Raw genomic sequence first — 22,619 nt, 5'->3', positions numbered from 1 at the left:
AAAACTTGCTTGACGACCCCCTGAAAAACCCGTTTAATGCGCCCCGTTGCCCAGATAGCTCAGTCGGTAGAGCAGGGGATTGAAAATCCCCGTGTCGGCGGTTCGATTCCGTCTCTGGGCACCAAATACCGAAAACCCTGAATCGCAAGATTCAGGGTTTTTTTATGCCTGGGATTTAATCAGATATCACCCAAGCCACCTCTCCTGACTAGTTTTCACCGCCCCAATGGAAAACCAGGTTGCGAGCGGCACCACTGCCCACATCCGCGGTATCACGCCGCACCTCACCTTTATGCGTCGCGACAACGGTGTACTTGCCGGCAGGCAGCTGAACGTAAACCAGCGGCCCGGCCTGACTCAGTGTCAGCACGGTCTGCCCTGCGGCTTTCTGGATAACCAGATCCACATCGGGAATGTATTCATCCTGAGGCCCGGTGGAGAAGGTCATGTGCAGGTTATAGCCCTTGGTTTGCTGAATGGCTTTGGCCTCGTCCTCTCCGATCCCCCCGGACAAGTAGGCAATCCCGTTTTGTTGTTGCTGCTGGACTTGCACGGCTGAACTGTCGATCGGTTCAAGACTGGCGGCGTTAATCGCGACTGGAAACATCAGTACGCCGACAGCGGCGATGGGCAGCATGAATGAATGGACGTACTTCATGATGGTGACTCCCGGGGTTGCGCAGAACCCACTCGTTACTCCTTTTAGATTTGCCTCTGAATACTCAAGTTTTAGATCGATTCGGAATGGGGCTCACTGCGAATCGGACTACACGATTTGCTCCTCAAATACGAGCTGTAGTCGGTGACGTCCTGCAAGACGAATCCGGTATTTCCTTCCGGTTTACCAGTAGCGCCCGGCATCGCCGACTATCGCTCTCTTGCCATCCTCTTGCGCCTGTTTCCTTCAACCGCGGAAGAAGTCATGAGCCACCTCAAACCCGATAACACTCAAGATCCACAAATGGCTTCACTGCTCGGCAGTCTGGGCGAGCTGATCCGTGACGCGCGCCAAAAGGTGCTGCGAGCGGTCGATACCGTTCAGGTGCAAACCTGTTGGCAGATCGGCCGGCATATCGTGGAGTTCGAGCAGGAAGGGGCTCGGCGGGCAGCTTATGGCAAGCAGCTGCTCTCGACACTGGCCAAAGTCCTGACTTCCGAGTTTGGAAAAGGTTTTGACGAACGCAACCTGCGATACATGCGGGATTTTTATCAGACCTTTCCAATCTGGAACGCAGTGCGTTCCGAATTGAGCTGGACCCACTACCGCAGGCTGCTGCGAGTCGACAACGACAACGCTCGCCACTGGTACATGAACGAATCAGCACTCCAGAACTGGTCAAGTCGCGCCCTTGAGCGCCAGATCAACACCCTCTACTACGAACGCCTGCTGGCGAGCCGCGACCGGGTTGCCGTCAAGCAGGAAGCCGCCATCAACATCCAGCAAATGAACGCCAGCCCTCGGGATTTCATCCGGGATCCGGTGCTGCTCGAGTTTCTCGGCCTGCCCAATGCAGGCCGGGTTCAGGAAAGCGATCTTGAGCAAGCACTGATCGATCAACTCCAGGGTTTTCTGCTCGAACTGGGCAAAGGCTTCGCCTTCATCGCTCGCCAGCAACGTATCAGTACCGACAGCAGAGACTTCTACATCGACCTGGTGTTCTACAACTACCTGCTCAAGTGCTTCGTCATCTTCGACCTCAAGCGCGGCGTACTGACTCACCAGGATGTGGGCCAGATGGACATGTATGTACGCATGTACGACGACCTCAAGCGCGGACCGGAGGATGGCCCCACCGTCGGCCTCATTCTCTGCGCGCAAAAAGATGAATCGGTGGTGCGCTATTCAGTGCTGCAAGGCAACGAACAACTGTTCGCAAGTACCTACAGACTGGTGCTGCCGAGTGAGGAGGAACTTCGCACAGAACTGGATCGGGAATGGGCGGTGCTTGAGGAGCGGTTACTCAAGCGCCCCCGATAAGCGCGGGCAGATTGTTCATAAACGGCATGACGACTATGGTGAGTAACTGGTCGCAAAGGTTCAAAGCCGATGAACTTACAGGACATACCCTCACTGGCCCCGACGCAACTCGAGTTGCCGTTGCCCACCCGCACACCCGGCGAATCCTTCAGGGAGCCCGCCGCCGATGGCTTCCTCCTTGGCGGCTTCACCTGGCGGCACACCCATCAAGACCCAACTCGCCCGGTGGTTATCGTCAACGCTGCCACCTCTGTCCGTTGCCGACACTATTCGCGCTTCGCCGATTACCTGTTCGCCAACGGCTTTGACGTGATCACTTATGACTACCGAGGCATCGGCGAGTCGCGTCCCGCATCGTTGAAAGGGCTCGAGGCCTCATGGTCCGACTGGGGCGCGCTGGATTTCGAGGCGATGCTGCAAAGAGCGCAACGCGAATTTGCGGGACAACCCATCAATGTCGTCGGCCACAGCTTCGGCGGCTGTGCTGCGGGGCTGGGGGCCTCCGGGCATTTGATCCGACGCCTGGTGACAGTGGGCGCGCAGTTCGCTTACTGGCGCGACTACGCCCCCGCTCATCGCTGGCGGATGTTCGCCAAGTGGCACGTGGTGATGCCGTTGATGACGATGCTTTGCGGCTACTTCCCCGGCAAACGCCTGGGTTGGCTCGAAGACACCCCCGCCGGCGTGGTTCGCGACTGGAGCACGCCCAGCAACCGATATGAGAAACGCCCCAGCGGTCGCCTCATCCACGCCAGAACCGGTCGACTGCCCTTCGCCAACGTCAGCGCACAAACCCTGGCCATCAGCCTCAGCGACGATCCCTACGGCACGATTCCAGCCATAGAACGCCTGCTTGGCTACCTCACCGGCAGTACAAATACCCACCTGAGAATCACACCTGAGGACATCGGCGAAGAAGAAGTCGGACATTTCGCCTTTTTTCGCAGCGCATACCAAGCCACACTATGGCCCATTGCATTGTCCTGGCTGCAGACCGGCGAACTGGCCCCCAACACCCCTGGGCGGCGAGTGCCACGCAGCTGATTGATGCGCCCTCTCACGAATTACGGAATGACGCCCATGGCCTCCGCCAACAAGCAGAACAAACGCGCCTCCCGCGCCAAAGCCAAGGCCAAGCAGAACCGCACCCAGCGGGCCGCCACGCCGGTCGAGCTGGACCCGAACGACGATCGCATCGACTTCGAATCGGTGGATCTGACCGAACTGTTCAAGAAAATGATCGACGCCGAAAAAACCAGTCAGCAAGCGATGTGCGCGGCCTTCCTCGAAGACCCGCTGCTGGAGCTGGTGTACGAACAGGAAGGTGAAGAAGGCGCGATGGATTTCATCCTCGCGGCACTCATCGAGTATCGCCAATGGTCCACCGAGACCGACGAAGCCGGCGCCCTGGCGTGGATCGAATCCCCGGCCTTCCAGGCTGATTACGTGGCGGCGTCCGACGCCATCGCGGCCCAAACCCAACAGAAAACCAACTGAGTTCCCATGGCATCCCTGAACAAGCAGCAGAAACGCGCCAAACGCGCAAAGGCCAAGGCCAAACAAATCCGCATGGTCGGCAGAAAACCCGCCGAACTGAACGATGACCTGGGTGAACCCGGCGAGCCGATCCCCGAATACACCCTGGCGATGTTCAGCAAAATGCGCGACGCCGAGGCCATCAGCCGCAACGACATGCTGCTGGCCCTGCTGTCGAACCTCGCCGGGATCATCAGCGACCATCCAGAACTGCTGGATATGGAAAACGCCGACAACGAAGCCATGGCCGCCACACATCTGGCCGCCGACATGCTGATCGACTACCGCATGTGGGCCGATGGCATGGACCTCGATGCCGCCCAGGCCTGGCTGACCGACCCGCAATTCATCACTGACTTTGGCGATGCGCTGGACAGTTATCGTCAGTCGCTGGACCTGCCGGTCGAAAAGGCCGAGTAAGGCTACCCCGCAAGTAAAAACGGCTGCTTGTCATCACTGACAGCGGCCGTTTTTTTGTAGCCTGCGCGCTATCAACACCCTTCGTCAGCAGCCACGTATATCCCATTGACATATCCCACCGAAATTCTATCCTTTTGACTTCAAAACGCAGGAGGCCATCATGGAACAGACCACCCTTTTTATGAGCAATCGAAGCCAGGCCGTTCGCCTGCCCAAAGCCGTCGCAATGCCCAGCGACGTGAAACGGGTCGATGTTATCGCTATCGGCAGGGCTCGCATCATCACCCCGGCAGGAGAGGCCTGGGACAGCTGGTTCGATGGTGAAGGTGTGAGTGCAGACTTCATGGCTGATCGTGAACAGCCAGTCGATCAGGAGCGTGAGTCGCTCTAATGATCAAATTCATGCTCGACACCAACATCTGCATCTTCACTATCAAGAACAAGCCACAGGCTGTACGTGAAGCCTTCAATCGTCATCACGGCCAGCTTTGCATCAGCGCTGTCACCTTGATGGAGTTGATCTACGGTGCCGAAAAATCTGCCGCCCCCGAAAAAAACCTCGCTGTCATCGAGGGCTTTGTTGCCCGTCTTGAGATCTTGCCTTTCGACTATGAAGCAGCCGCGCACACCGGAATGATTCGCTCGGAACTGGCTAAAGCAGGGACACCAATAAGCCCTTATGACCAGATGATTGCCGGCCACGCGCGCTCACGAGGATTCACCATCGTGACGAATAACCTTCGGGAATTTGAGCGTGTATCCGGTTTACGGGTTGAAGACTGGGTTCATCCCGTTTGAATATCGAGTACAACAGACAAAACAAAAACGGCCGCTTGTCATCACTGACAGCGGCCGTTTTGCGTTACGCGGTACGAATCAGTTCAGCACCACCGCGCCCACTTTCTGCAGCCTGCGACGGCGAGCCACAAACAACCCGGCAGCCACCACCAACACACTCAGCAGACCCGTCGCGAGGATTTCCACGCGATGCGCCTCCTGGAACAGCATGATGGTCAGGGCCGCGACGATGAATACGATCACCGCGTAGGTCAGGCCCGGGAACAGCCACATGCTGAAGGCGATTTTTTCGCCGCGAGCCATACGCTGTTTGCGCATACGCAGTTGCGAAAAGGCGATCACCAGGTACACCAGCAACGCGATGGCGCCAGAGCTGGCCAGCAGGAATTCAAACACCGCAGCCGGGGCCACGTAGTTGGCGAATACGGCAACAAACGCGGCCGCGGTCGACAGCATCACCGCCCAGTAAGGCGTGCCGCTCTTGTTGGTGCGCTGGGAAACGGCCGGCGCATCGCCGCGCTTACCCAACGAGAACATCATGCGCGATGCGGTGTAGAGCGCCGAGTTCAGGCAGCTGGTTACCGCAACCAGAACCACGATATCAACGATCAGCTTGGCATTCGGGATACCCATGCGCTCCAGCACGGTCTGGTAGGAACCGACGCTGGCGAGAATCGGGTCGTTCCATGGCACCAAGGCCACTACGATGAAGATGGAGACGAGGTAGAACAAACCAATCCGCCAGATGACCGAGTTGGTAGCCTTGGAAATCTGCTGGCCCGGGTTCTTCGATTCCGCGGCCGCGATGGTCACGATCTCGGTACCCATGAAGGAAAACATGGTGGTCAGAATGGCGCCCAGAACCGCGCCCATACCGTTTGGCAGGAAGCCTTGAGTGTCAAACAGATGCGACACACCGCTGACCTGGCTGGAGGGCAGGAAGCCAAAGATCGCCAGAATGCCAAGACCGATAAAGCCGATGATCGCGACGACTTTGACCAAGGCGAACCAGAACTCGAACTCTCCATAATTTTTCACGCTGAACAGGTTGGTCACCGTCAGCAGCAACGTGATGATCAAGGTGAAGGCCCAGATCGCCACATTCGGAAACCAAGCGTGCAGGATGGTTGCGGCAGCATTAGCCTCCAGCGGGATCACCAACACCCAGAACCACCAGTAAAGCCAGCCGATGGTGAAACCGGCCCAGTGACCGATTGCACGATCGGCGTATGTCGAGAAGGAGCCTGTGTCTGGCGATGCAACGGCCATCTCGCCGAGCATGCGCATGACCAGAACCACCAGCGCACCGGCGGCGGCATAGGCCAACAGCACGGCCGGGCCTGCAGCGGCGATGGCGTGGCCGGAGCCGACGAACAGCCCGGCGCCGATTACCCCGGCGATCGACAGCATGGTCACATGACGCGGTTTAAGCCCCTGTTCGAGGCCATTGGAGCTTTGCGTACTGCTCATTGAAACTACCTTTGCCAGGAAATCGATTCAGTCCACCCCGCCTGAAAATCCCTTCTCGTAAAAAGAATCCAACAGAGTGTTCCTTATTCTGCACGCAATAATTGCGCCAAAATGTTTCACACTCCCGGTATACGCGGCCTGTGCGCCGATGGAGCCCTTATCGCAAGTCATTGAGATTAATGGCGTTTAGCCAGAGCGTTACCTTGCCACCCACTTCAGGAACGAATCTGTGCACCAGAAACACACTGAAAAAGGCAGGCACGCACAATAAAAGTGCAGATCAGGAACGTTTGTCCGGTTAGCGCTTCCAACACCCCGTCAAAGCTGGCAACATCGCGCCTTTTTTTACGCGACAGCCGTGCCGAAGCTTGTTCAAACGGCTGTTCGGTTGTTGATGGGGCGACAGTCTGCTGTGCCGATGCGACAACCTGCCACATGCCACCCGTTTACCGTCCGTAGCGCTGTTGGCTGCCATTCGAACGCTATGCTAGCTTGGCCGCCTCGCCAGGAAGGCCACCAACAGCAGGAGCGCAACACACTATGAGGAACGCACATGGCTGAGGCCACGCCCGCGCTTGAAATCCGCAACTTGCACAAACGCTACGGACAGCTTGAGGTGCTCAAAGGCATCTCGCTGACCGCCCGCGACGGCGACGTGATCTCGATCCTCGGCTCCTCCGGTTCCGGCAAGTCCACGTTCCTGCGTTGCATCAACCTGCTGGAAAACCCGCACCAGGGCCAGATCCTGGTGGCCGGCGAAGAACTCAAGCTCAAGGCCGCCAAGAATGGCGAACTGGTCGCTGCCGACGGCAAGCAGATCAATCGCCTGCGCAGCGAGATCGGTTTTGTATTTCAAAACTTTAATCTCTGGCCGCACATGAGCGTGCTCGACAACATCATCGAAGCCCCACGCCGCGTGCTCGGCCAAAGCAAGGCCGAGGCCATCGAAGTCGCCGAAGCCCTGCTGGCCAAGGTCGGCATCGCTGACAAGCGCCACGCCTACCCGGCGCAACTCTCCGGCGGCCAGCAGCAACGCGCGGCCATCGCCCGCACCCTGGCGATGCAACCCAAGGTGATCCTGTTCGACGAGCCGACCTCCGCCCTTGACCCGGAAATGGTCCAGGAAGTACTTAATGTCATCCGCGCGCTGGCCGAAGAAGGCCGCACCATGCTGCTCGTGACCCACGAAATGGGCTTCGCCCGTCAGGTTTCCAGCGAAGTGGTGTTCCTCCACCAGGGCCTGGTAGAAGAACAAGGATCGCCGCAGCAGGTGTTCGAAAACCCGCTTTCGGCGCGCTGCAAACAATTCATGTCCAGCAACCGCTAACGGAGCTACCCGCATGCAGAACTACAAAAAAATCTTCCTGGCCGCAGCCGTCACCCTGGCCTTCAGCGCCGGTGCCGCCGCCGAGACCTTGAAGATGGGCATCGAAGCGGCCTACCCACCGTTCAACAACAAAGATGCCAGCGGGAATGTCGTCGGCTTCGACAAAGACATCGGCGATGCCTTGTGCGCCAAGATGAAAGTCGAGTGCACCGTGGTCACCTCCGATTGGGACGGCATCATTCCGGCCCTGAACGCCAAGAAGTTCGACTTCCTGATCTCCTCGATGTCGATCACCGACGAGCGCAAGCAAGCGGTGGACTTCACCGCCCCGTACTACTCCAACAAACTGCAGTTCATCGCCAAAAAAGACGTCGATTTCAAAACCGACAAGGCTTCGCTGCAAGGCAAGGTAATCGGCGCCCAACGCGCGACCCTGGCCGGCACCTGGCTGGAAGACAACATGGAAGGCGTCGAAGTCAAACTCTATGACACCCAGGAAAACGCTTACCTGGACCTGACTTCCGGTCGTCTGGACGGCATCCTGGCCGACAAGTACGTCAACTATGAGTGGCTGAAAAGCGACGCAGGCCGCGCTTACGAATTCAAGGGCGACCCGGTAGAAGAAAGCGACAAGATCGGTATCGCCGTTCGCAAGAACGACCCGATCCGCGAGAAGCTGAACGCTGCGCTGAAAGAAATCGTCGCTGACGGCACCTACAAGAAGATCAACGACAAGTACTTCCCGTTCAGCATCTATTGATTCTGACCTGCCCGACTGGCGCCGTTCGCTGACGGCGCCAGTCCTTGGCATTGCCTGCCGCGATTTGAAAAGAAATCCATGATTATCGACCTCTACGGATTCGGCCCGGCGCTCGCCGCTGGCGCGCTGATGACTGTGAAACTGGCACTCTCGGCCTTGTGCCTGGGGCTGGTGCTCGGTCTGCTCGGCGCCTTGGCCAAGACTTCCCCGTACAAGCCGTTGCAATGGCTTGGCGGCACCTATTCAACGCTGGTTCGCGGCATCCCGGAATTGCTCTGGGTGCTGTTGATCTACTTCGGCACAGTCAACCTGATGCGTGCGCTGGGTGAGTTCTTCGGCAACCCCGAGCTCGAACTCAACGCCTTTGCCGCCGGCGTGATTGCGCTGGGGCTGTGCTTCGGTGCCTACGCCACGGAAGTGTTTCGGGGCGCGATTCTGGCGATCCCAAAGGGTCACCGTGAAGCCGGCGTGGCTCTGGGCCTGTCGAAATTCCGCATCTTCACCAAGCTGATCATGCCGCAGATGTGGCGCATCGCCCTGCCGGGCCTGGGCAACCTGTTCATGATCCTGATGAAAGACACCGCGCTGGTGTCGGTCATCGGCCTGGAGGAAATCATGCGTCACGCGCAAATCGGCGTGACCGTGTCCAAGCAACCGTTCACCTTTTATATGGTGGCCGCCTTCATGTACCTGGGCCTGACCATTCTGGCCATGACCGGCATGCACTTTATGGAACGACGCGCCGCTCGCGGCTTCGCGAGGAGCACCCAATGAACTGGGAAGTCATCATCAAGTGGTTGCCGAAACTGGCTCAGGGCGCGACGCTGACTCTGGAACTGGTCGCCATCGCCGTAATCGCCGGGTTGCTGCTGGCGATTCCGCTGGGCATCGCTCGCTCGTCGCGACTCTGGTACGTGCGGGCATTCCCCTACGGCTACATCTTCTTTTTCCGTGGCACGCCGTTGCTGGTTCAGCTGTTCCTGGTCTACTACGGCCTGGCGCAGTTCGACGCGGTGCGTAACAGTTCGATGTGGCCGTACCTGCGCGATCCGTTCTGGTGCGCCACCGCGACCATGACCCTGCACACCGCGGCCTACATCGCCGAGATCCTGCGCGGCGCGATCCAGGCGATTCCACCGGGTGAGATCGAAGCGGCGCGGGCGCTGGGCATGTCCCGGGCCAAAGCGCTGTTCTACATCATGCTGCCCCGTGCCGCGCGTATCGGCCTGCCGGCCTACAGCAACGAAGTGATCCTGATGCTCAAGGCCAGCGCCCTGGCCAGCACCGTGACCTTGCTTGAGCTGACCGGCATGGCCCGCACCATCATTGCCCGCACTTACCTGCCGGTAGAGATCTTCTTCGCCGCGGGTATGTTCTATCTGCTCATGGCTTACGTGCTGGTTCGCGGCTTCAAGCTGCTGGAACGCTGGCTGCGCGTCGATGCCTGCCAAGGGCGTTGATTCCTCCGACGTGCTGACGGGCGAGGCCCTACTCGCCCGTTTCATCGCGCTGGATGCTTTCCTGCTTGAGCATCAGACGCTATGGAAGCCCCGACCGTTTACCCATCTGCAACTGCCTTGGGAAGCGTCCTACCCGGAGTTGGCTCAATGGCTACGCGGGCGGTCGCTGGAGGAAGCGGAAAACAGTCATAACCAACCTTGCTTGCTCGACGCGCCGGAGCCGTTTGCTTCATTGGCGCGGATGTCCGTTGCACTGAGTGCGGTGGGTGAATTGCCGACACATGCGCTTGAAGCCGCGGGCCATCGGTTGAATGTGGATGTGCCGGGGCGCAAGTGGCAACAGATTGAAGCGTTCGCCAGTTGCCTGCAGTTCGCTCATGCCCCAACGCATTGGCTGGATTGGTGTTCGGGTAAAGGGCACTTGGGGCGACGTCTGCTGCGAACCGGGCAACAATTGACCTGCCTGGAATACGACCCGGCACTGGTCGCCAGTGGTCAGGCACTGAGCCAGCGCCATCAATTGCATGCGCTGCATGTCGAACAGGATGTACTCGCGCCTGGCGCAGCCTCTTTATTGAATGCCGATCACACGCCGGTCGCGCTGCATGCCTGCGGGGATCTGCATGTACGACTGATCCAGCTCGCCAGCGCCGCCGGTTGCAAACAACTGGCCATCGCCCCTTGCTGCTACAACCGGATCAGCCTGAACAGCTATCAGCCGCTTTCCTGTGCGGCTGAGCGCTCCGGCCTACACCTTTCCCTCGATGATCTTGCGCTGCCGATAAGCGAAACCGTCACCGCTGGCGCTCGCGTCCGACGCCAGCGCGACACCTCCATGGCCCGACGCCTGGCGTTCGACCTGCTGCAACGGCAACTGCGCGGCATTGACGAATACCTGCCTACCCCTTCCCTGCCCAGCGCCTGGCTGGACAAACCCTTCGCCGATTACTGCCGCGATCTGGCCGCACTCAAAAACTTATCCACAGTCGGTACGCCAGATTGGACCGAACTGGAAGCCGCCGGTTGGCAGCGACTGGCCGAAGTGCGCAACCTGGAGCTGCTGCGAGGCCTTTTCCGACGGCCTCTGGAGCTGTGGCTGGTACTCGATCGGGCACTTTTCCTCATTGAGCAGGGTTATGTCGTTCGTCTCGGCACCTTCTGCGAATCCCCGCTCACACCGCGCAATTTCCTGCTTCTGGCAGAGCGCCCTTAAACAGTCGCAACCTGTGGATAACTCTGTTGATGGAATTATCGTGGATCCAATATCCACGCTGTTTTACGCCTAAAACACTACTGGTCATTTTTTGTTCACAAAAATAAAAAACCCGCAAAACAGGCATTTGCGGACAAATGAGAACGAGTCCACAAAAGCGCAATGATCAAGCAGATTCCGCCAGCCCGTTGTGCATAAGCATTCAATCAAAACGACATAACCGCCGAATTCCGGACATCACGGGCGGAAAATTGCGCCTGGCAATGCCCCTTGCTATACACGCATACGAGGGTGCCGACAGTGCGGCCATGAACAAGAAAAAACTTCGACCGTGACGTTCTGTAGAGGCCATCAATCCAGCCACCCCGTCACCAACACCGAAAACCACCTCCCCGCCGCCCTGCAACGCGCTGAACACGCCGAAGCGCAACTGCGGGCGATGCAAAACAGCCGAGCCTGGCGCACCCTGCAAAAACTCAAGAAAGTACTGCATCGCGCCTGACCGAAAGCCTGCGCAAAAATAGTCTGAATTCAGGGGTTTACAGAACCAACCCAATCGCTATAATCGTCGCCCTGACACGCCGGTATAGCTCAGATGGTAGAGCAACTGACTTGTAATCAGTAGGTCCCGGGTTCGATTCCTGGTGCCGGCACCATACAAGGTTCCAGAGAAGGCTTTCAAAATCTCTGGAACCCCCGAAAAACCCGCCTTCTGGCGGGTTTTTTCGTTTTGGCGTTCCATCGATTTCCGTCAGAAACTGGTGGATTCCAACCGTTTTAGGGGTAGTGTTAGGGGTAAGGTAATTCGATAAAGGGGGAGTACCCTTATGTCGCGCACCACTGCTCCACTCTCCGATTCGGCTTGCCGCTCAGCCAAGCCCACCGACCGCGCTTACAAGCTTTTCGACGGCGACGGCCTCTACCTTCTAGTCCAACCCAATGGCCGTAAAGGCTGGCGTCTCAGGTATGTAAAACCTGATGGCCGCGAAGGACTGACCTCGTTCGGCAGCTACCCCGTGGTCGGCCTCGCCGATGCTCGCAACAAGCGCCTGGAGGTCAAGCGGATGCTGGCGAAAGGCATCGACCCCATAGAGACCAAACACCAAGCCAAGACGCAGGCCGCAATCAAAGGCCGAACCTTTGAAAGCGCTGCACTGGAATGGCACAAAGCGATGTCTGCCAAATGGGCACCGGGCCATGCCAAGACCGTTCTGAGCCGCCTCAAAACCCATGTCTTCCCGCTGATCGGCGCTCGCTCTATTGTCGATCTGGACACCCATGACCTGATGCAACCTCTGGAGGCGATCCAGAAGCGCGGCACGATTGACGTCGCTTTAAGGGTACAAAACTACCTGCAAAGCATCATGCGCGAGGCGAAGCGTACACGGCAGATCACCGCAAACCCTGCCTACGACCTCGAAGGTTTGATCAAAGCCCCGAGAGTGATTCATCGTCCCGCTCTACCCTTATCGCGTCTGCCTGAATTGCAGGAGCGTATCGACACCTACAAAGGCCGCGCACTTACCCGGCTGACGGTCATGCTCTCGCTGCATGTGTTCGTCCGCTCCAGCGAACTGCGCTTCGCCCGCTGGAGCGAGTTCGACCTCAAGCGCGGCACCTGGGAGATACCAGACACTCGACCTGCGTTGGACGGCGTACCCTTTTCAACAAGGGGTACGAAGATGGCCGGGGACATCCACCTTGTCCCCTTATCGCCGCAAGCCGTTGCCCTGCTTGAACAGATCCACGCCCTCACCGGCAAATTCGACCTGGTGTTTGCAGGCGATGCCAAGCCCTGGAAACCCATGTCTGAAAACACGGTGAACAGCGCACTCAGAAAGATGGGCTACGACACCAAAACTGAAATCTGCGGCCATGGCTTTCGCTCAATGGCCTGTAGTGCGCTGATTGAATCTGGACTGTGGTCCGAGACCGCCATTGAAAGACAGATGAGCCACAAGGAACGCAACAACGTCCGCGCCGCTTACATTCACAAGGCTGAGTTCATCGAGGAGCGTAGGCTGATCATGAACTGGTGGAGCCGGTATCTGGAGGCCAACCGGCAGGAGCACGTCACTCCGCATGAATTCGCGAACCAGACCGGAGCGAACGTTACTCGCCTAAAAGCAAAACGTGGCGCAACCGAGTAAGCGCTCGGTCTCATATCTCAGTGATCCGCTTGTCCACGCGGGTCCATCCAAACAGGGCTGCAAAGCCGCCCTGCTTGGATGGACCTCACTTAAAAAATCTAAAGCCCACGCAACTGTCTGTGGAAAACCACAGATTTCCACCGGTGGATAATTTCATCCACAGCCGCAGAACTCCCAAAAAATCGAGCCTTGACCCGAATTATCCACAGGCGTAGAAAAGATCGGGCAAAGCGCTGTCGTTGACAGCAACCCCAGGTAGCCAGAACCTTTAAGGCTACGCCACACTGTGGTGGTTCTCCCAAAGTGCGATTAGCGTCCGGCGGCTCGCACGGTCACAGCGATGTGATGGATGCCTACTTTTACCAGTGTGCCCACTGCGGCAACTCATCCCCCTTTCATAGCTGCCCTGCAGCAACCTATCCGCTCGGCCATTCCCGTGCGCCAACCTGCGCCCGTCTCTTTCTCCCGGAAAGAGACGGGCGCTCCTACCACTGCTGCAGCCCAACTCGTACAAGGCTTTGCGGCATTCCCCCTCGTGACAATCGGCGTGACAAACACCGAAATCACCAGCAACAGAGATGCAGATGATGGTGCCGCAGCCCAAGGAATGGACTGCACCTGACTGACTGTCAGGCATGCCCCGGTCATCGCATCACTGCCTTCACCTGACTCAGGATCTCGCGGCGCTGGTCTCGTCAGCCAGTGCAGCCTCCACCCGCCCACTTCTTCGGAAGTGCTCAGGAGGTCAGATCATGAGATGCCCAAGCTCCCGGTCGTAAGGAGTCGCTAGTCCCGCGTTAGTGGACATCCCCACAGGCCGCAGGGGCCTTGATCCCTGATAACACTCAGCATTCTTGGCGGGATGAAGTGGGGCGAAGACCGGCGAAAAGGATATGAGGTAACCGACATGGCGTTAGTGGGTAGACGTGATGGCCGAAATTTCGGCTACGGCAGGCAATTAAGCTACGCAGGGCCGCAGGCTCTAAAAGACATGTTCGGCGGTGGCCATTACGGCACGGTCAAAGCGCACTCTGATCGATGGCAGTCGTTCGTGAAGTGGTGTCGTTCCGAAGAAGGTCCCGGAATCAATGATGCGCGGCAGATTGATCGGGAAATAATGTCGGATTATGCGGCATACCTTCATGACCTGGTTGGGCTGGGCCACCTTGCTATCAGCACTGCCCAAAACCGGCTATCCAGCGTTAACAGGACCATGGCAGCGCTTCGCGGTGATCAGTGTGTGAAATTGCCAAGTCCGAGCGAGGCGTTGGGTATGCGCCGTAGCGGGATTCGTCACGCGGTACCGCAAGGCCAAGACCGCGAACAGGTTCAGCTGATCGTCGACGCGCTTTGCAGCCATCACCAGCTACGGGCCGCAGCGATCGTTAAGTTGGCACGAGCCACCGGCATGCGTTTGCGTGAGGCCATCTTGGCTGACTTACCACGGCTAAGCCGTGAGGCTAAAGACTTCGGCAAAATCAACATCCAGGACGGCACCAAAGGCGGCCGCTCCGGTGCCTCGGCGCCTCGTTGGATTGTGGTGGATGACCATGTTAGCGATGCGCTTAAATTTGCGGAGCAGGTATCGCCCGCGGGTAGCCGCAACCTGATTGCTCCAAGTGAGAGCTACCTGAGCGTTCTGCGGGAAGCCGTCCGTCCTGCGCGGGGCATTCTCCATGCACTCAAACTAAAAGGCTTTCATGAATTACGGGCGGCGTACGCTTGTGAGCGCTATGAGCAGATCATCCAGCACCGCGCGCCTATAAACGGTGGTAGATGCTGCCAGATAGACCGACGCCTTGATCGTGAGGCCCGAAGGCAAATCAGCTGTGAGCTAGGGCACGGTCGAGTTGATATAGTTGCCGCCTATATTGGGGGGCGAGCATGAGTAAGCCATTCGATATGGAGTTGTTCTTGGCTGGCGTGCTGACCGGGTCGCACGCGACGCAGCAACGCCATTTGCGGCAAGCGAAAATTATCCAGGCTAAAATTGCGGACCGCTGGCAGCGAGAGACACCCTGGGCTTGGCAGAGAAAGCATGTGGTTTGGTTTCTCGATCATCACATAGCCAAGCGCAGTGCGGAGACGCGGTATTACTATTTGCTGACTTTACGGCTGCTCGCTCGTCGGTTGGAAAAATGTTGGATGCTCGATCTCTGAACGAGCATCGAATTTCGATAGCCACGGTCGACAATGTATCTGTTCGCGGCCGGCCACAAGCAGGCGCTCGGCGCTACGCCCATTTTTGCCGAGTTGCGCCTCTTGGAGTGAGGCTAAAAAATTGTGGCCTAGTCATGCCTGCGGTCAACCTGGCGATATCAGCTATACATTCTTCCCTGCCAGGTTGAGAGGAGGAAGCAGTGACTACCCAGTGAGCCAAGGCTTTCTTGGCCGGAAAGACTGAATCGCCCCTACGTCCATTGACTCTAGGATGCAATGCCATCACCGTCACCCTTGCATTCATTCTGAGTTTTCGGCGGTAAGATCTATAAGTCATCTACGTATTCGAACAAACGCAGCGCGCCACCTGAAAAATTAATGTTAGGAAGTAATCATGTCTCTCGCAACCCTCATCAAATCCATTCAGGACATCATGCGAAAAGACGTCGGTATCGATGGCGACGCCCAACGCATCAGCCAGATCTGCTGGCTGCTGTTTCTGAAAATTTTCGATGACAAAGAGCAGGAATGGCTAACCAGCATTGCTGGTTACAAGTCGCCGCTGCAGAGCCGTTTTCGTTGGAAGAATTGGGCAAAAAGCTCGGACGGTATGACCGGAGACGAACTAATTGACTTCGTCAATAATGATCTTTTCCCCTCGCTGAAGAAGCTGGCAATCTCTGCGGGTGTGTCGGCTCATGGACGCGTCATAGGCTCGGTTTTTGAAGATGCCTACAACTATATGAAGTCTGGTACTCTGCTACGTCAGGTAATCAATACCATCGAAGAAGATGTGGATTTCAATTCTCCCAATGATCGCCATCTATTCAACGATATCTACGAAAAAATCTTGGCTGACTTACAATCCGCTGGCAATGCGGGCGAGTACTATACTCCGCGTGCAGTCACCCAGTTTATGGTCGATGTCCTCGATCCCCAAATCGGCGAAAGTATCCTTGACCCAGCTTGCGGCACAGGAGGTTTTCTCACCTGCGCCATCGAAAGTCTCAAGAAATTAGTTAAAACACCGGTAGACCGGCAGCGCCTGCAAGAAAGCATCCATGGTGTGGAGAAAAAGCCTCTGCCTCATATGTTGGCTATGACCAATGTGATGTTGCACGGAATTGATATTCCTACAAATATTCGCCATGAAAACACACTGGCCCGTCCCTTCAAAGACTATAGCGCACTCGACAGCGTAGATATCATCATAACCAATCCGCCTTTTGGAGGCATGGAAGAGGATGACATCGAAAAGAATTTTCTCGCAAAGTATCAAACCCGCGAAACAGCTGACCTTTTCATGGCACTAATCATGCGATTGCTCAAACATGACACTGGTCGCGCTGCTGTAGTGTTACCGGATGGCTTTTTGTTCGGCGAAGGTGTCAAAACAACACTCAAACGTGAGCTTCTAGAGGAGTTTAATCTCCACACCATCGTGCGTCTGCCCAAGGGCGTTTTTGCGCCCTACACCAGTATTTCCACCAATATCCTGTTCTTCGAAAAAGGTGGCCCTACCAAAGATGTTTGGTTCTTTGAGCATCCCTACCCAGCTGGTTACAAAAGCTATTCACGTGGTAAGCCTCTAACCATCGAAGAGTTCGATCTTGAAAAAGCCTGGTGGGGTGGAGCGGCACGGAAAGGTCGTAAAACGACCCCAAACGCTTGGAAGGTCTCAGCTACGCAGATTGTAGAAGAAAATTACAACCTCGATAAAGTAGGCAAGAACCCCTATAAATTTGAAATCGAACATAGCGATCCTGAAGAACTGATGGCTGAGTATCAACAGATTTCCCGTCAGTTGCAGGAGGTTCAAGAGACCCTGAAAGCTGAACTGTTGACAGCGCTCAAAACTGCGACAGGACCTCTCTAATGGTAATTAGAGCATCGCATTTTGACGCTGCCTTTGAAGCACCTAATGGCGTAGAGAAACTGCGTGAATTTATTTTGACGCTGGCCATGCAAGGCAAACTCGTTTCGCAAGATCCGAATGACCAGCCAGGTAGTGAATTGTTCGCAGAGATCGAAGCCAATAAAAGCAGGTTACAAGCGGAAGGTCAGATCAAAGTTCCAAAACCACTGCGGCCAGTAACTACTGAGGAAAAACCATACGCACTGCCACAGGGATGGATTTGGGTGCGACTCGGCTCTATCTGCTCATATATTCAGCGGGGTAAAAGTCCAAGCTATGTGGAAATCTCACCAAATAAAGTGATTTCTCAAAAGTGTGTCCGCTGGAATGGGTTAGATATAGAGCCGGCCCGGTATATTGATCCTTCTTCATTAGAAAATTATGAATCAATCCGATTTCTACGCCGTGGCGATCTTCTGTGGAATTCGACAGGGACAGGTACTATTGGCCGAGCCTGCTTAGTTCCTGACTCTTTTGATGGGGCAAAGCTAGTAGCTGACACGCACGTGACAGTTGTTCGTTCGTTATTGATTGATAAGAGCTTCCTTTGGCGCTGGATTCAAAGTCCTATGGTTCAATCGAAAATCGAGAGTTTCGCGTCCGGCACAACAAATCAGATCGAGCTAAACACATCGACAGTTCTCTCTCATCTTATTCCGTTGCCGCCTTTGGCGGAGCAACACCGCATTGTTACCAAACTTGACGAGTTGATGGCACGCTGCGATACGCTGGAAAAACTACGTGCGGAGCGAAAGAAAAAAAGGATCACCATTAATGCAGCAGCTATTAAGCAACTGTTGACCTCCTCAGCAGCACATGACCAACTGCGCGCACAAGACTTTATTGGTCGGCACTTTTCCGAACTTTACACGGTCACGCAAAACGTTACCGAACTGCGCAAGGCTATTATACAACTGGCGGTTCTAGGAAAACTTGTGCCGTCGATCCAAAATGCGTCACCTTCCAATTTTTTGATACAAAAAATTCACAGCGAAAAAAATTTGCTGCTCAAGGAGGGAAAAATCAAGGCGCCTAAGCCACAGCGGCCCTTGACGTCGGAGAATATGTCTTACCCTTTGCCCGACGGATGGCAATGGGTCCATCTTCAAGATTTAATCATTTTCGGTCCCTCAAATGGTTTTTCTCCTAAAGCTGTCGAATATGAAACAAAAGTGCGTTCTCTTACTCTGAGTGCCACAACTAGCGGAAAGTTCAAGGAGGAGTTTTACAAGTACCTTGATATTGACGTGCCCGAGGACTCGAAGTTATGGCTTCAGGACGGAGATATATTGGTTCAAAGGGGAAATTCGATGGAATACGTTGGTGTGTCCGCAGTCTATCGAGGGGAATCAAAAAAATATATCTACCCTGATCTTATGATGAAGATTAGACTAACTAAAGAAGTTGATACTGACTACGTATATTACGTTATGAGCTCTGAGCAAAGTCGTGACTATTTTCGGAGCAATGCGTCAGGTACTTCTGGGACGATGCCAAAAATCAACCAACAAGCGCTAGTCAGCCTTCCAATACCACTACCACCTTTTGAAACACAAAAGAAAATTGTTGATAGCGTTGAACGCCTCATGAAGTTATGCGATGCGTTGGAGCATCAGATTCAAGCCTCTACTACGAAGCAGGCTGAACTACTTAAATCCGTCCTGGCACAGGCGTGAGTACCTATATATGCGCCTAAAATCTCTTTACATCGCCCAGTACAAAAACTTACGTGACTTTTCTCTTATCTTTGAAGACAGCAATTTTATCGACGTTTTTGTCGGTACTAACGGCAGTGGAAAATCCAATCTATTTGAAGCTCTTATTGAGATTTTTCGCCATCTCGATCAGCTGGAACGAGCCGATAATGAGATAGCGTTCGACTACAAAATAAACTACGAGATCGACGGTATCGAGACCGAGATTGAGTGGAATGGCGGTAAGCTGCGTATCAACAAGGACCAAAATCGTACAAGTCTAGGCCAAACACCGTTTCCTGATAATGTGCTGATTTATTACTCTGGCCACAACACTACCGTATCAAATCTTATAGATAGCTACACGGAGAGTTTTCGGCGCCGCATCAAGGGAGCCAGCCTTGAAGATTCACGGCGTTTCATTGGTATCGGACCTGAGTACAAAGCTCTGTTGCTTGCGGTGCTACTAGTGCAGCCTGAAGGAACTACAGCTCGTACGTTTATTTCTAAAAAGCTGGGAATCGAAAAACTAGGCATCACCAAGCCTGGGACCGTTGAAGTCACCGAACCTGTACTCCGTATCGAGTTGCGGCGCCCCGAGTATGCCGAAGGAAAAGATGAGTTCAATTTCGAAAATAATGATGATGATCGATATTGGAAAGCTCAGGGTATTACTAAGGACTTTTTGGATATTCTGAGGAGCTGTACTTGGGGAAATTCAGAAGGGCTAACAGTTACTGAGGGCTATCTTTCCGGTAGCGATCGTTATGTACTGTATATTTCAATCAATAAGCTTCAGCAGGCATTCGCAGATAAATTGCAGGATTTATTCCTTTATTTTGACAATCTAAAAACATTGGGAATGTTGGCGGATGTCTCGGTTCCCCTGCGGCTTATCTCCGGAGGTGAAGGTAACCTTAATCACTTCAGCGACGGTCAGTTTCAATCGGTATATATTTATTCCATAGTCGAGCTCTTCAAGGGCCGGAACTGCTTGACATTACTTGATGAACCAGATGCGTTTTTACATCCAGAATGGCAGTTTCTTTTCCTCAAGCAGGTGTTCGAAATCACGAGTAAGGCTGTAAGGAATAACCATATACTAATGAGTAGTCACAGTGCGTCTACTATTACTAGCGCTGACCAGAATCAGATAAATCTGATTTCATTTGATGGGACCAAAGTCTCGTCCCGTAGGGCGAATAAAGATGAAATTATCCGTTCGCTGTCTGCTGGACTGATTTCGTTCTCAGAGAGCGAAGCTAGATTAAATATAAATCATATCCTTCGAGGCACATCAGGTGCAGTTCTGTTTGCAGAAGGAATCACAGATGAAATGATTCTTGAATTGGCCTGGTCAAAACTTTATCCAGATGCAGAGTGTCCCTGCGGAATACAAAATGCATTTGATCGTATATTTTTAAGAAATCTATTTTCTCGCGAAGATTTGAAGAATAACTTTCCTGAGCGGAAAATGTTTGCCTTGTTTGATTTTGATGAGGCTTTCGATGACTGGAATGGTCTAAAGAAGGCACGTGACGAAGTCACCGACCCTCATCTAGGTTTAACAAAGCAACTCGTTTATCCTCACCATTACGCCACGCTCCTTCCTGTGCCTAATGTTGATGCGCTCAAGTGCCAAGTTCTGGACAAAACAGGTAAGCCATGGGGGCGTGGCCAGGACTCCCATTTGTCTATTGAGTTGCTTTTCTATAGCGAAGAACAAATGGGAAAATGGTTTAGGCTGAGGCCGACTCCTGGTGGTGGCGAAATTATTGAATTTTTTGGGGATAAAGTTGAGTTCGCTAAAACTTTCGTTCCAACATTATCGGCCGAATACTTTGCCCCGTTCAGACCACTGTTCGACTTTATCATTGCAAAGTGTCGCACCGAGTAAATATTAGTTTCTTCCGTAACATATTACACTTGGTGTGCGATGACGTTTTCAGTATAGAGTTCGCAAAAGAAATTAAAACTACTTCAGCAGGGAGAGAGTAGCGCCGAATTTAGGGCTTACAAGTCGTGCGAATGATTCAGAGTGTAGTCAGTAGTCTCATCGCCCCCCTTAATTTGCCGGGGGCCTGATGAGGTTTGGTTAGGATGAGCGGAGTGATTTCCTTACTACAGGTATATGCAGCCGCGGCGTGCTTGCCCTGCGCCACTTCCTACAGTTCGCCGAATCGGCCATATGCTGTATAACCGCGAAACAGGCAGACGTCAGATTATGACTGGGAATTCGCCGCTATTGAGGAGCTAGAGCGCCAAAGCTATCAGTGCGAGCCTCCGCTCGGTGCCGCAGGCTTCTTCATCGATCTGGCTGTTCGCGATCCTTGCCAGCTTGGCCGCTATTTAATGGGTATTGAGTGTGATGGCGCGGCCTACCACTGAGACGTAGCTGCGTTTGTAGGTTCGCCATGACTGTATATGCCCGTTAGCTGTCCCCGCGAAAAAGGCAGATGAGTCGTTTGCTGCAGTTAACCGTTAGTAGACCGCCGCGGCCCCAAATAGGGGTCATGTGAATCACGACAGCAATTCTGGCGCAAAGTGGTCCCCTACGCATCCTGCTTTGGATATTTTTGACAGCTGAAAGCGATCAGACAAGTATCTGGGGATAGATTTAGAGATAGAGTTCCCCACCAATAACAATAATCATCTTAAAAATTATACACTTGTGTTATTTTTCGACTCCTGGTGCCGCACCATACAAAACAAAGCCCTCGTAGAAATACGAGGGCTTTGTTGTTTCTGGCATCTAGAAAAACAACCCTTGTAGATACCGTCTTAATCCTCCCCTGCGCCAAATCTACCTGCACACCGCCCCATCACAATTTCACTTCAGCGCTAAGCACTTAACTGCCTAATCCAGTCAAGACTCGCCACCGTAGAGCCGGAAGGCCGGTATTCACACCCGATCCATCCTGTGTAGCCACGCTGCTCCAGTGCCGCGAACAAGGCTGCAAAGTCGATGCTCCCCGTTCCCGGCTCGTGGCGCCCCGGGCAGTCGGCAATTTGCACATGAACTGTTCTGTCGTAAAACCGAGCCAGAATATCTGCTGCGTCTCCAGTCAGAAGCTGGGCATGGTAAAGATCGAGGATCAGCCCGACACTCGGGAAGGTTTCCAGCACTTGTTGCGCCTTGCTGAAGTCAGCCATGTAATAGCCCGGCATCTCCTGCGCACAAATTACTTCGATAAGCGGCCGCAAACCCTGATCCTCGAAGTACTTGACGGCATACTCCAGGTTGCTCCCGAAGACACGCCCTGCGTCATCCTGCGTCGTAACACCAGACATAATATGGACATCCGAACATGCCAGCGCCTTTGCATAGCTGGCGGCCCGGAGCAATCCGTTGCGAAACTCTTCCTCCTTGCCCTGCAAGGCAGCGATGCCTTTGGTAACGCCAGCCGGTGCAGCGAATTGAATCAATGGCAGACTGTATTGAGCCAGATGGTCGGCCAAGAGACTCGCGTCGAACTCATAGGGTGATGGGAACTCCACCGCCCGAAAACCAGCTGCGGCGGCTGCTTCGATGCGTTGCAGAAAAGGCAATTCATTGAATTGGAAGCCGAGATGAGCATTGAACTTGAGCATTGGGTAAATATCCATCCTGGGAAGAAAATCATCAGCCTGGAGCATCCTTTGCAACTCCGGCACTGCACTATAGGTTGACGCTGTCAGCAAGCTCAAATCGTGCAGGTCTTTTTTGCTCAAAACCATGGGATAAACGATGGTTTCCAT

General features: G+C 54.5%; 22 protein-coding genes, 2 tRNA genes and 1 pseudogene. 21 read left to right on the top strand and 4 right to left on the bottom strand.

Annotated features, from left to right (window positions below; translation table 11 throughout):
* Positions 1 to 48 precede the first annotated feature (48 nt).
* A tRNA-Phe gene (locus PSH64_RS01660) sits at positions 49 to 124 on the top strand.
* 84 nt (positions 125 to 208) lie between these two features.
* Here the strand turns inward: PSH64_RS01660 and PSH64_RS01655 are convergent.
* Complete coding sequence (locus PSH64_RS01655; protein ID WP_105348834.1) at positions 209 to 658, bottom strand: hypothetical protein; 450 nt, start codon at positions 656 to 658, stop codon at positions 209 to 211.
* 264 nt (positions 659 to 922) lie between these two features.
* Between PSH64_RS01655 and PSH64_RS01650 the strand changes: the two genes are divergently transcribed.
* The 6 genes from PSH64_RS01650 to vapC all read left to right on the top strand — a co-directional run bounded on the left by PSH64_RS01650 (position 923) and on the right by vapC (position 4,732).
* Positions 923 to 1,978, top strand: coding sequence for a YhcG family protein (locus tag PSH64_RS01650; protein ID WP_305479754.1), 1,056 nt, complete (start codon positions 923 to 925; stop codon positions 1,976 to 1,978).
* A gap of 69 nt (positions 1,979 to 2,047) precedes the next feature.
* The gene (locus PSH64_RS01645) at positions 2,048 to 3,022 is read left to right on the top strand and encodes an alpha/beta fold hydrolase (RefSeq protein WP_305479753.1); all 975 of its coding nucleotides are present in this window, start codon (positions 2,048 to 2,050) and stop codon (positions 3,020 to 3,022) included.
* A 36-nt stretch (positions 3,023 to 3,058) separates the two neighbouring features.
* Positions 3,059 to 3,475: a hypothetical protein gene (locus PSH64_RS01640; RefSeq protein WP_305479752.1), complete on the top strand. Its 417-nt coding sequence runs from the start codon at positions 3,059 to 3,061 to the stop codon at positions 3,473 to 3,475.
* Between the two features lie 6 nt (positions 3,476 to 3,481).
* Positions 3,482 to 3,934 carry a hypothetical protein gene (locus PSH64_RS01635; RefSeq protein WP_105348824.1) on the top strand — a complete coding sequence of 151 codons (453 nt, stop codon included), beginning with the start codon at positions 3,482 to 3,484 and terminating at the stop codon, positions 3,932 to 3,934.
* A gap of 160 nt (positions 3,935 to 4,094) precedes the next feature.
* Complete coding sequence (gene vapB, locus PSH64_RS01630) at positions 4,095 to 4,325, top strand: type II toxin-antitoxin system VapB family antitoxin (RefSeq protein WP_105348822.1); 231 nt, start codon at positions 4,095 to 4,097, stop codon at positions 4,323 to 4,325.
* Positions 4,325 to 4,732 (top strand): tRNA(fMet)-specific endonuclease VapC, encoded by a 408-nt coding sequence (gene vapC / locus PSH64_RS01625; protein ID WP_105348820.1) that lies wholly within the window; start codon positions 4,325 to 4,327, stop codon positions 4,730 to 4,732. Before vapB ends, vapC begins: the two co-directional genes overlap by 1 nt.
* 78 nt (positions 4,733 to 4,810) lie before the next feature.
* On the opposite strand, the gene gabP is transcribed toward vapC, so the two are convergent.
* A complete protein-coding gene (gabP, locus tag PSH64_RS01620; RefSeq protein ID WP_105348817.1) occupies positions 4,811 to 6,202 on the bottom strand; it encodes a GABA permease in 1,392 nt (463 codons plus the stop codon).
* Between the two features lie 215 nt (positions 6,203 to 6,417).
* Complete coding sequence (locus PSH64_RS01615) at positions 6,418 to 6,639, bottom strand: hypothetical protein (RefSeq protein WP_146114721.1); 222 nt, start codon at positions 6,637 to 6,639, stop codon at positions 6,418 to 6,420.
* A 116-nt stretch (positions 6,640 to 6,755) separates the two neighbouring features.
* On the opposite strand from PSH64_RS01615, the gene PSH64_RS01610 reads away from it, so the two are divergent.
* The 14 genes and pseudogenes from PSH64_RS01610 to PSH64_RS01545 all read left to right on the top strand — a co-directional run bounded on the left by PSH64_RS01610 (position 6,756) and on the right by PSH64_RS01545 (position 21,269).
* Positions 6,756 to 7,529, top strand: coding sequence for an ABC transporter ATP-binding protein (locus PSH64_RS01610; RefSeq protein WP_007897462.1), 774 nt, complete (start codon positions 6,756 to 6,758; stop codon positions 7,527 to 7,529).
* Between the two features lie 13 nt (positions 7,530 to 7,542).
* Positions 7,543 to 8,289, top strand: coding sequence for an ABC transporter substrate-binding protein (locus PSH64_RS01605; protein ID WP_019581788.1), 747 nt, complete (start codon positions 7,543 to 7,545; stop codon positions 8,287 to 8,289).
* A gap of 78 nt (positions 8,290 to 8,367) precedes the next feature.
* On the top strand, positions 8,368 to 9,063 hold the full coding sequence (locus PSH64_RS01600; RefSeq protein WP_007939468.1) for an ABC transporter permease: 696 nt from the start codon (positions 8,368 to 8,370) through the stop codon (positions 9,061 to 9,063).
* Positions 9,060 to 9,749, top strand: coding sequence for an ABC transporter permease (locus tag PSH64_RS01595; RefSeq protein ID WP_007897471.1), 690 nt, complete (start codon positions 9,060 to 9,062; stop codon positions 9,747 to 9,749). The genes PSH64_RS01600 and PSH64_RS01595 overlap by 4 nt, the downstream gene beginning before the upstream one ends.
* Complete coding sequence (locus tag PSH64_RS01590; RefSeq protein WP_305479751.1) at positions 9,730 to 10,962, top strand: methyltransferase; 1,233 nt, start codon at positions 9,730 to 9,732, stop codon at positions 10,960 to 10,962. The genes PSH64_RS01595 and PSH64_RS01590 overlap by 20 nt, the downstream gene beginning before the upstream one ends.
* 337 nt (positions 10,963 to 11,299) lie before the next feature.
* Positions 11,300 to 11,464 (top strand): annotated as a pseudogene (locus PSH64_RS01585) (FkbM family methyltransferase); the annotation flags it as partial.
* A 78-nt stretch (positions 11,465 to 11,542) separates the two neighbouring features.
* Positions 11,543 to 11,618, top strand: a tRNA-Thr gene (locus PSH64_RS01580).
* A gap of 171 nt (positions 11,619 to 11,789) precedes the next feature.
* A complete protein-coding gene (locus PSH64_RS01575) occupies positions 11,790 to 13,112 on the top strand; it encodes an integrase arm-type DNA-binding domain-containing protein (protein WP_305479750.1) in 1,323 nt (440 codons plus the stop codon).
* Between the two features lie 907 nt (positions 13,113 to 14,019).
* Positions 14,020 to 15,000, top strand: a complete 981-nt coding sequence (locus PSH64_RS01570; protein WP_305479749.1) for an integrase domain-containing protein — start codon at positions 14,020 to 14,022, stop codon at positions 14,998 to 15,000.
* Complete coding sequence (locus tag PSH64_RS01565) at positions 14,997 to 15,272, top strand: hypothetical protein (RefSeq protein WP_134660395.1); 276 nt, start codon at positions 14,997 to 14,999, stop codon at positions 15,270 to 15,272. Before PSH64_RS01570 ends, PSH64_RS01565 begins: the two co-directional genes overlap by 4 nt.
* A gap of 394 nt (positions 15,273 to 15,666) precedes the next feature.
* Positions 15,667 to 17,148 carry a class I SAM-dependent DNA methyltransferase gene (locus tag PSH64_RS01560; RefSeq protein WP_134660394.1) on the top strand — a complete coding sequence of 494 codons (1,482 nt, stop codon included), beginning with the start codon at positions 15,667 to 15,669 and terminating at the stop codon, positions 17,146 to 17,148.
* The gene (locus PSH64_RS01555; protein ID WP_305479748.1) at positions 17,148 to 18,863 is read left to right on the top strand and encodes a restriction endonuclease subunit S; all 1,716 of its coding nucleotides are present in this window, start codon (positions 17,148 to 17,150) and stop codon (positions 18,861 to 18,863) included. Before PSH64_RS01560 ends, PSH64_RS01555 begins: the two co-directional genes overlap by 1 nt.
* Positions 18,864 to 18,873: 10 nt before the next feature.
* A complete protein-coding gene (locus PSH64_RS01550; protein ID WP_305479747.1) occupies positions 18,874 to 20,778 on the top strand; it encodes an AAA family ATPase in 1,905 nt (634 codons plus the stop codon).
* Between the two features lie 347 nt (positions 20,779 to 21,125).
* Positions 21,126 to 21,269, top strand: coding sequence for a hypothetical protein (locus PSH64_RS01545; protein ID WP_305481110.1), 144 nt, complete (start codon positions 21,126 to 21,128; stop codon positions 21,267 to 21,269).
* A 453-nt stretch (positions 21,270 to 21,722) separates the two neighbouring features.
* Here the strand turns inward: PSH64_RS01545 and PSH64_RS01540 are convergent, their stop codons facing one another.
* Positions 21,723 to 22,472, bottom strand: a complete 750-nt coding sequence (locus PSH64_RS01540) for a hydroxypyruvate isomerase family protein (protein WP_305481109.1) — start codon at positions 22,470 to 22,472, stop codon at positions 21,723 to 21,725.
* Between the last annotated feature and the right edge of the window lie 147 nt (positions 22,473 to 22,619).

Origin of the sequence: Pseudomonas sp. FP1742 (assembly GCF_030687145.1) — a bacterium.
Lineage (GTDB): Bacteria > Pseudomonadota > Gammaproteobacteria > Pseudomonadales > Pseudomonadaceae > Aquipseudomonas > Aquipseudomonas frederiksbergensis_D.
Note: the sequence above shows the minus strand (reverse complement) of the source record. Positions and strands in the feature narration are given on the sequence as shown.

What these genes read in the sequence shown, in the direction of transcription:
- PSH64_RS01655 (WP_105348834.1), bottom strand. Translation starts at nt 658, where the DNA reads ATGAAGTACGTCCATTCATTCATGCTGCCCATCGCCGCTGTCGGCGTA.
- PSH64_RS01650 (WP_305479754.1), top strand. Translation starts at nt 923, where the DNA reads ATGAGCCACCTCAAACCCGATAACACTCAAGATCCACAAATGGCTTCA.
- PSH64_RS01645 (WP_305479753.1), top strand. Translation starts at nt 2,048, where the DNA reads ATGAACTTACAGGACATACCCTCACTGGCCCCGACGCAACTCGAGTTG.
- PSH64_RS01640 (WP_305479752.1), top strand. Translation starts at nt 3,059, where the DNA reads ATGGCCTCCGCCAACAAGCAGAACAAACGCGCCTCCCGCGCCAAAGCC.
- PSH64_RS01635 (WP_105348824.1), top strand. Translation starts at nt 3,482, where the DNA reads ATGGCATCCCTGAACAAGCAGCAGAAACGCGCCAAACGCGCAAAGGCC.
- vapB (WP_105348822.1), top strand. Translation starts at nt 4,095, where the DNA reads ATGGAACAGACCACCCTTTTTATGAGCAATCGAAGCCAGGCCGTTCGC.
- vapC (WP_105348820.1), top strand. Translation starts at nt 4,325, where the DNA reads ATGATCAAATTCATGCTCGACACCAACATCTGCATCTTCACTATCAAG.
- gabP (WP_105348817.1), bottom strand. Translation starts at nt 6,202, where the DNA reads ATGAGCAGTACGCAAAGCTCCAATGGCCTCGAACAGGGGCTTAAACCG.
- PSH64_RS01615 (WP_146114721.1), bottom strand. Translation starts at nt 6,639, where the DNA reads ATGTGGCAGGTTGTCGCATCGGCACAGCAGACTGTCGCCCCATCAACA.
- PSH64_RS01610 (WP_007897462.1), top strand. Translation starts at nt 6,756, where the DNA reads ATGGCTGAGGCCACGCCCGCGCTTGAAATCCGCAACTTGCACAAACGC.
- PSH64_RS01605 (WP_019581788.1), top strand. Translation starts at nt 7,543, where the DNA reads ATGCAGAACTACAAAAAAATCTTCCTGGCCGCAGCCGTCACCCTGGCC.
- PSH64_RS01600 (WP_007939468.1), top strand. Translation starts at nt 8,368, where the DNA reads ATGATTATCGACCTCTACGGATTCGGCCCGGCGCTCGCCGCTGGCGCG.
- PSH64_RS01595 (WP_007897471.1), top strand. Translation starts at nt 9,060, where the DNA reads ATGAACTGGGAAGTCATCATCAAGTGGTTGCCGAAACTGGCTCAGGGC.
- PSH64_RS01590 (WP_305479751.1), top strand. Translation starts at nt 9,730, where the DNA reads ATGCCTGCCAAGGGCGTTGATTCCTCCGACGTGCTGACGGGCGAGGCC.
- PSH64_RS01575 (WP_305479750.1), top strand. Translation starts at nt 11,790, where the DNA reads ATGTCGCGCACCACTGCTCCACTCTCCGATTCGGCTTGCCGCTCAGCC.
- PSH64_RS01570 (WP_305479749.1), top strand. Translation starts at nt 14,020, where the DNA reads ATGGCGTTAGTGGGTAGACGTGATGGCCGAAATTTCGGCTACGGCAGG.
- PSH64_RS01565 (WP_134660395.1), top strand. Translation starts at nt 14,997, where the DNA reads ATGAGTAAGCCATTCGATATGGAGTTGTTCTTGGCTGGCGTGCTGACC.
- PSH64_RS01560 (WP_134660394.1), top strand. Translation starts at nt 15,667, where the DNA reads ATGTCTCTCGCAACCCTCATCAAATCCATTCAGGACATCATGCGAAAA.
- PSH64_RS01555 (WP_305479748.1), top strand. Translation starts at nt 17,148, where the DNA reads ATGGTAATTAGAGCATCGCATTTTGACGCTGCCTTTGAAGCACCTAAT.
- PSH64_RS01550 (WP_305479747.1), top strand. Translation starts at nt 18,874, where the DNA reads ATGCGCCTAAAATCTCTTTACATCGCCCAGTACAAAAACTTACGTGAC.
- PSH64_RS01540 (WP_305481109.1), bottom strand. Translation starts at nt 22,472, where the DNA reads ATGCTCAAGTTCAATGCTCATCTCGGCTTCCAATTCAATGAATTGCCT.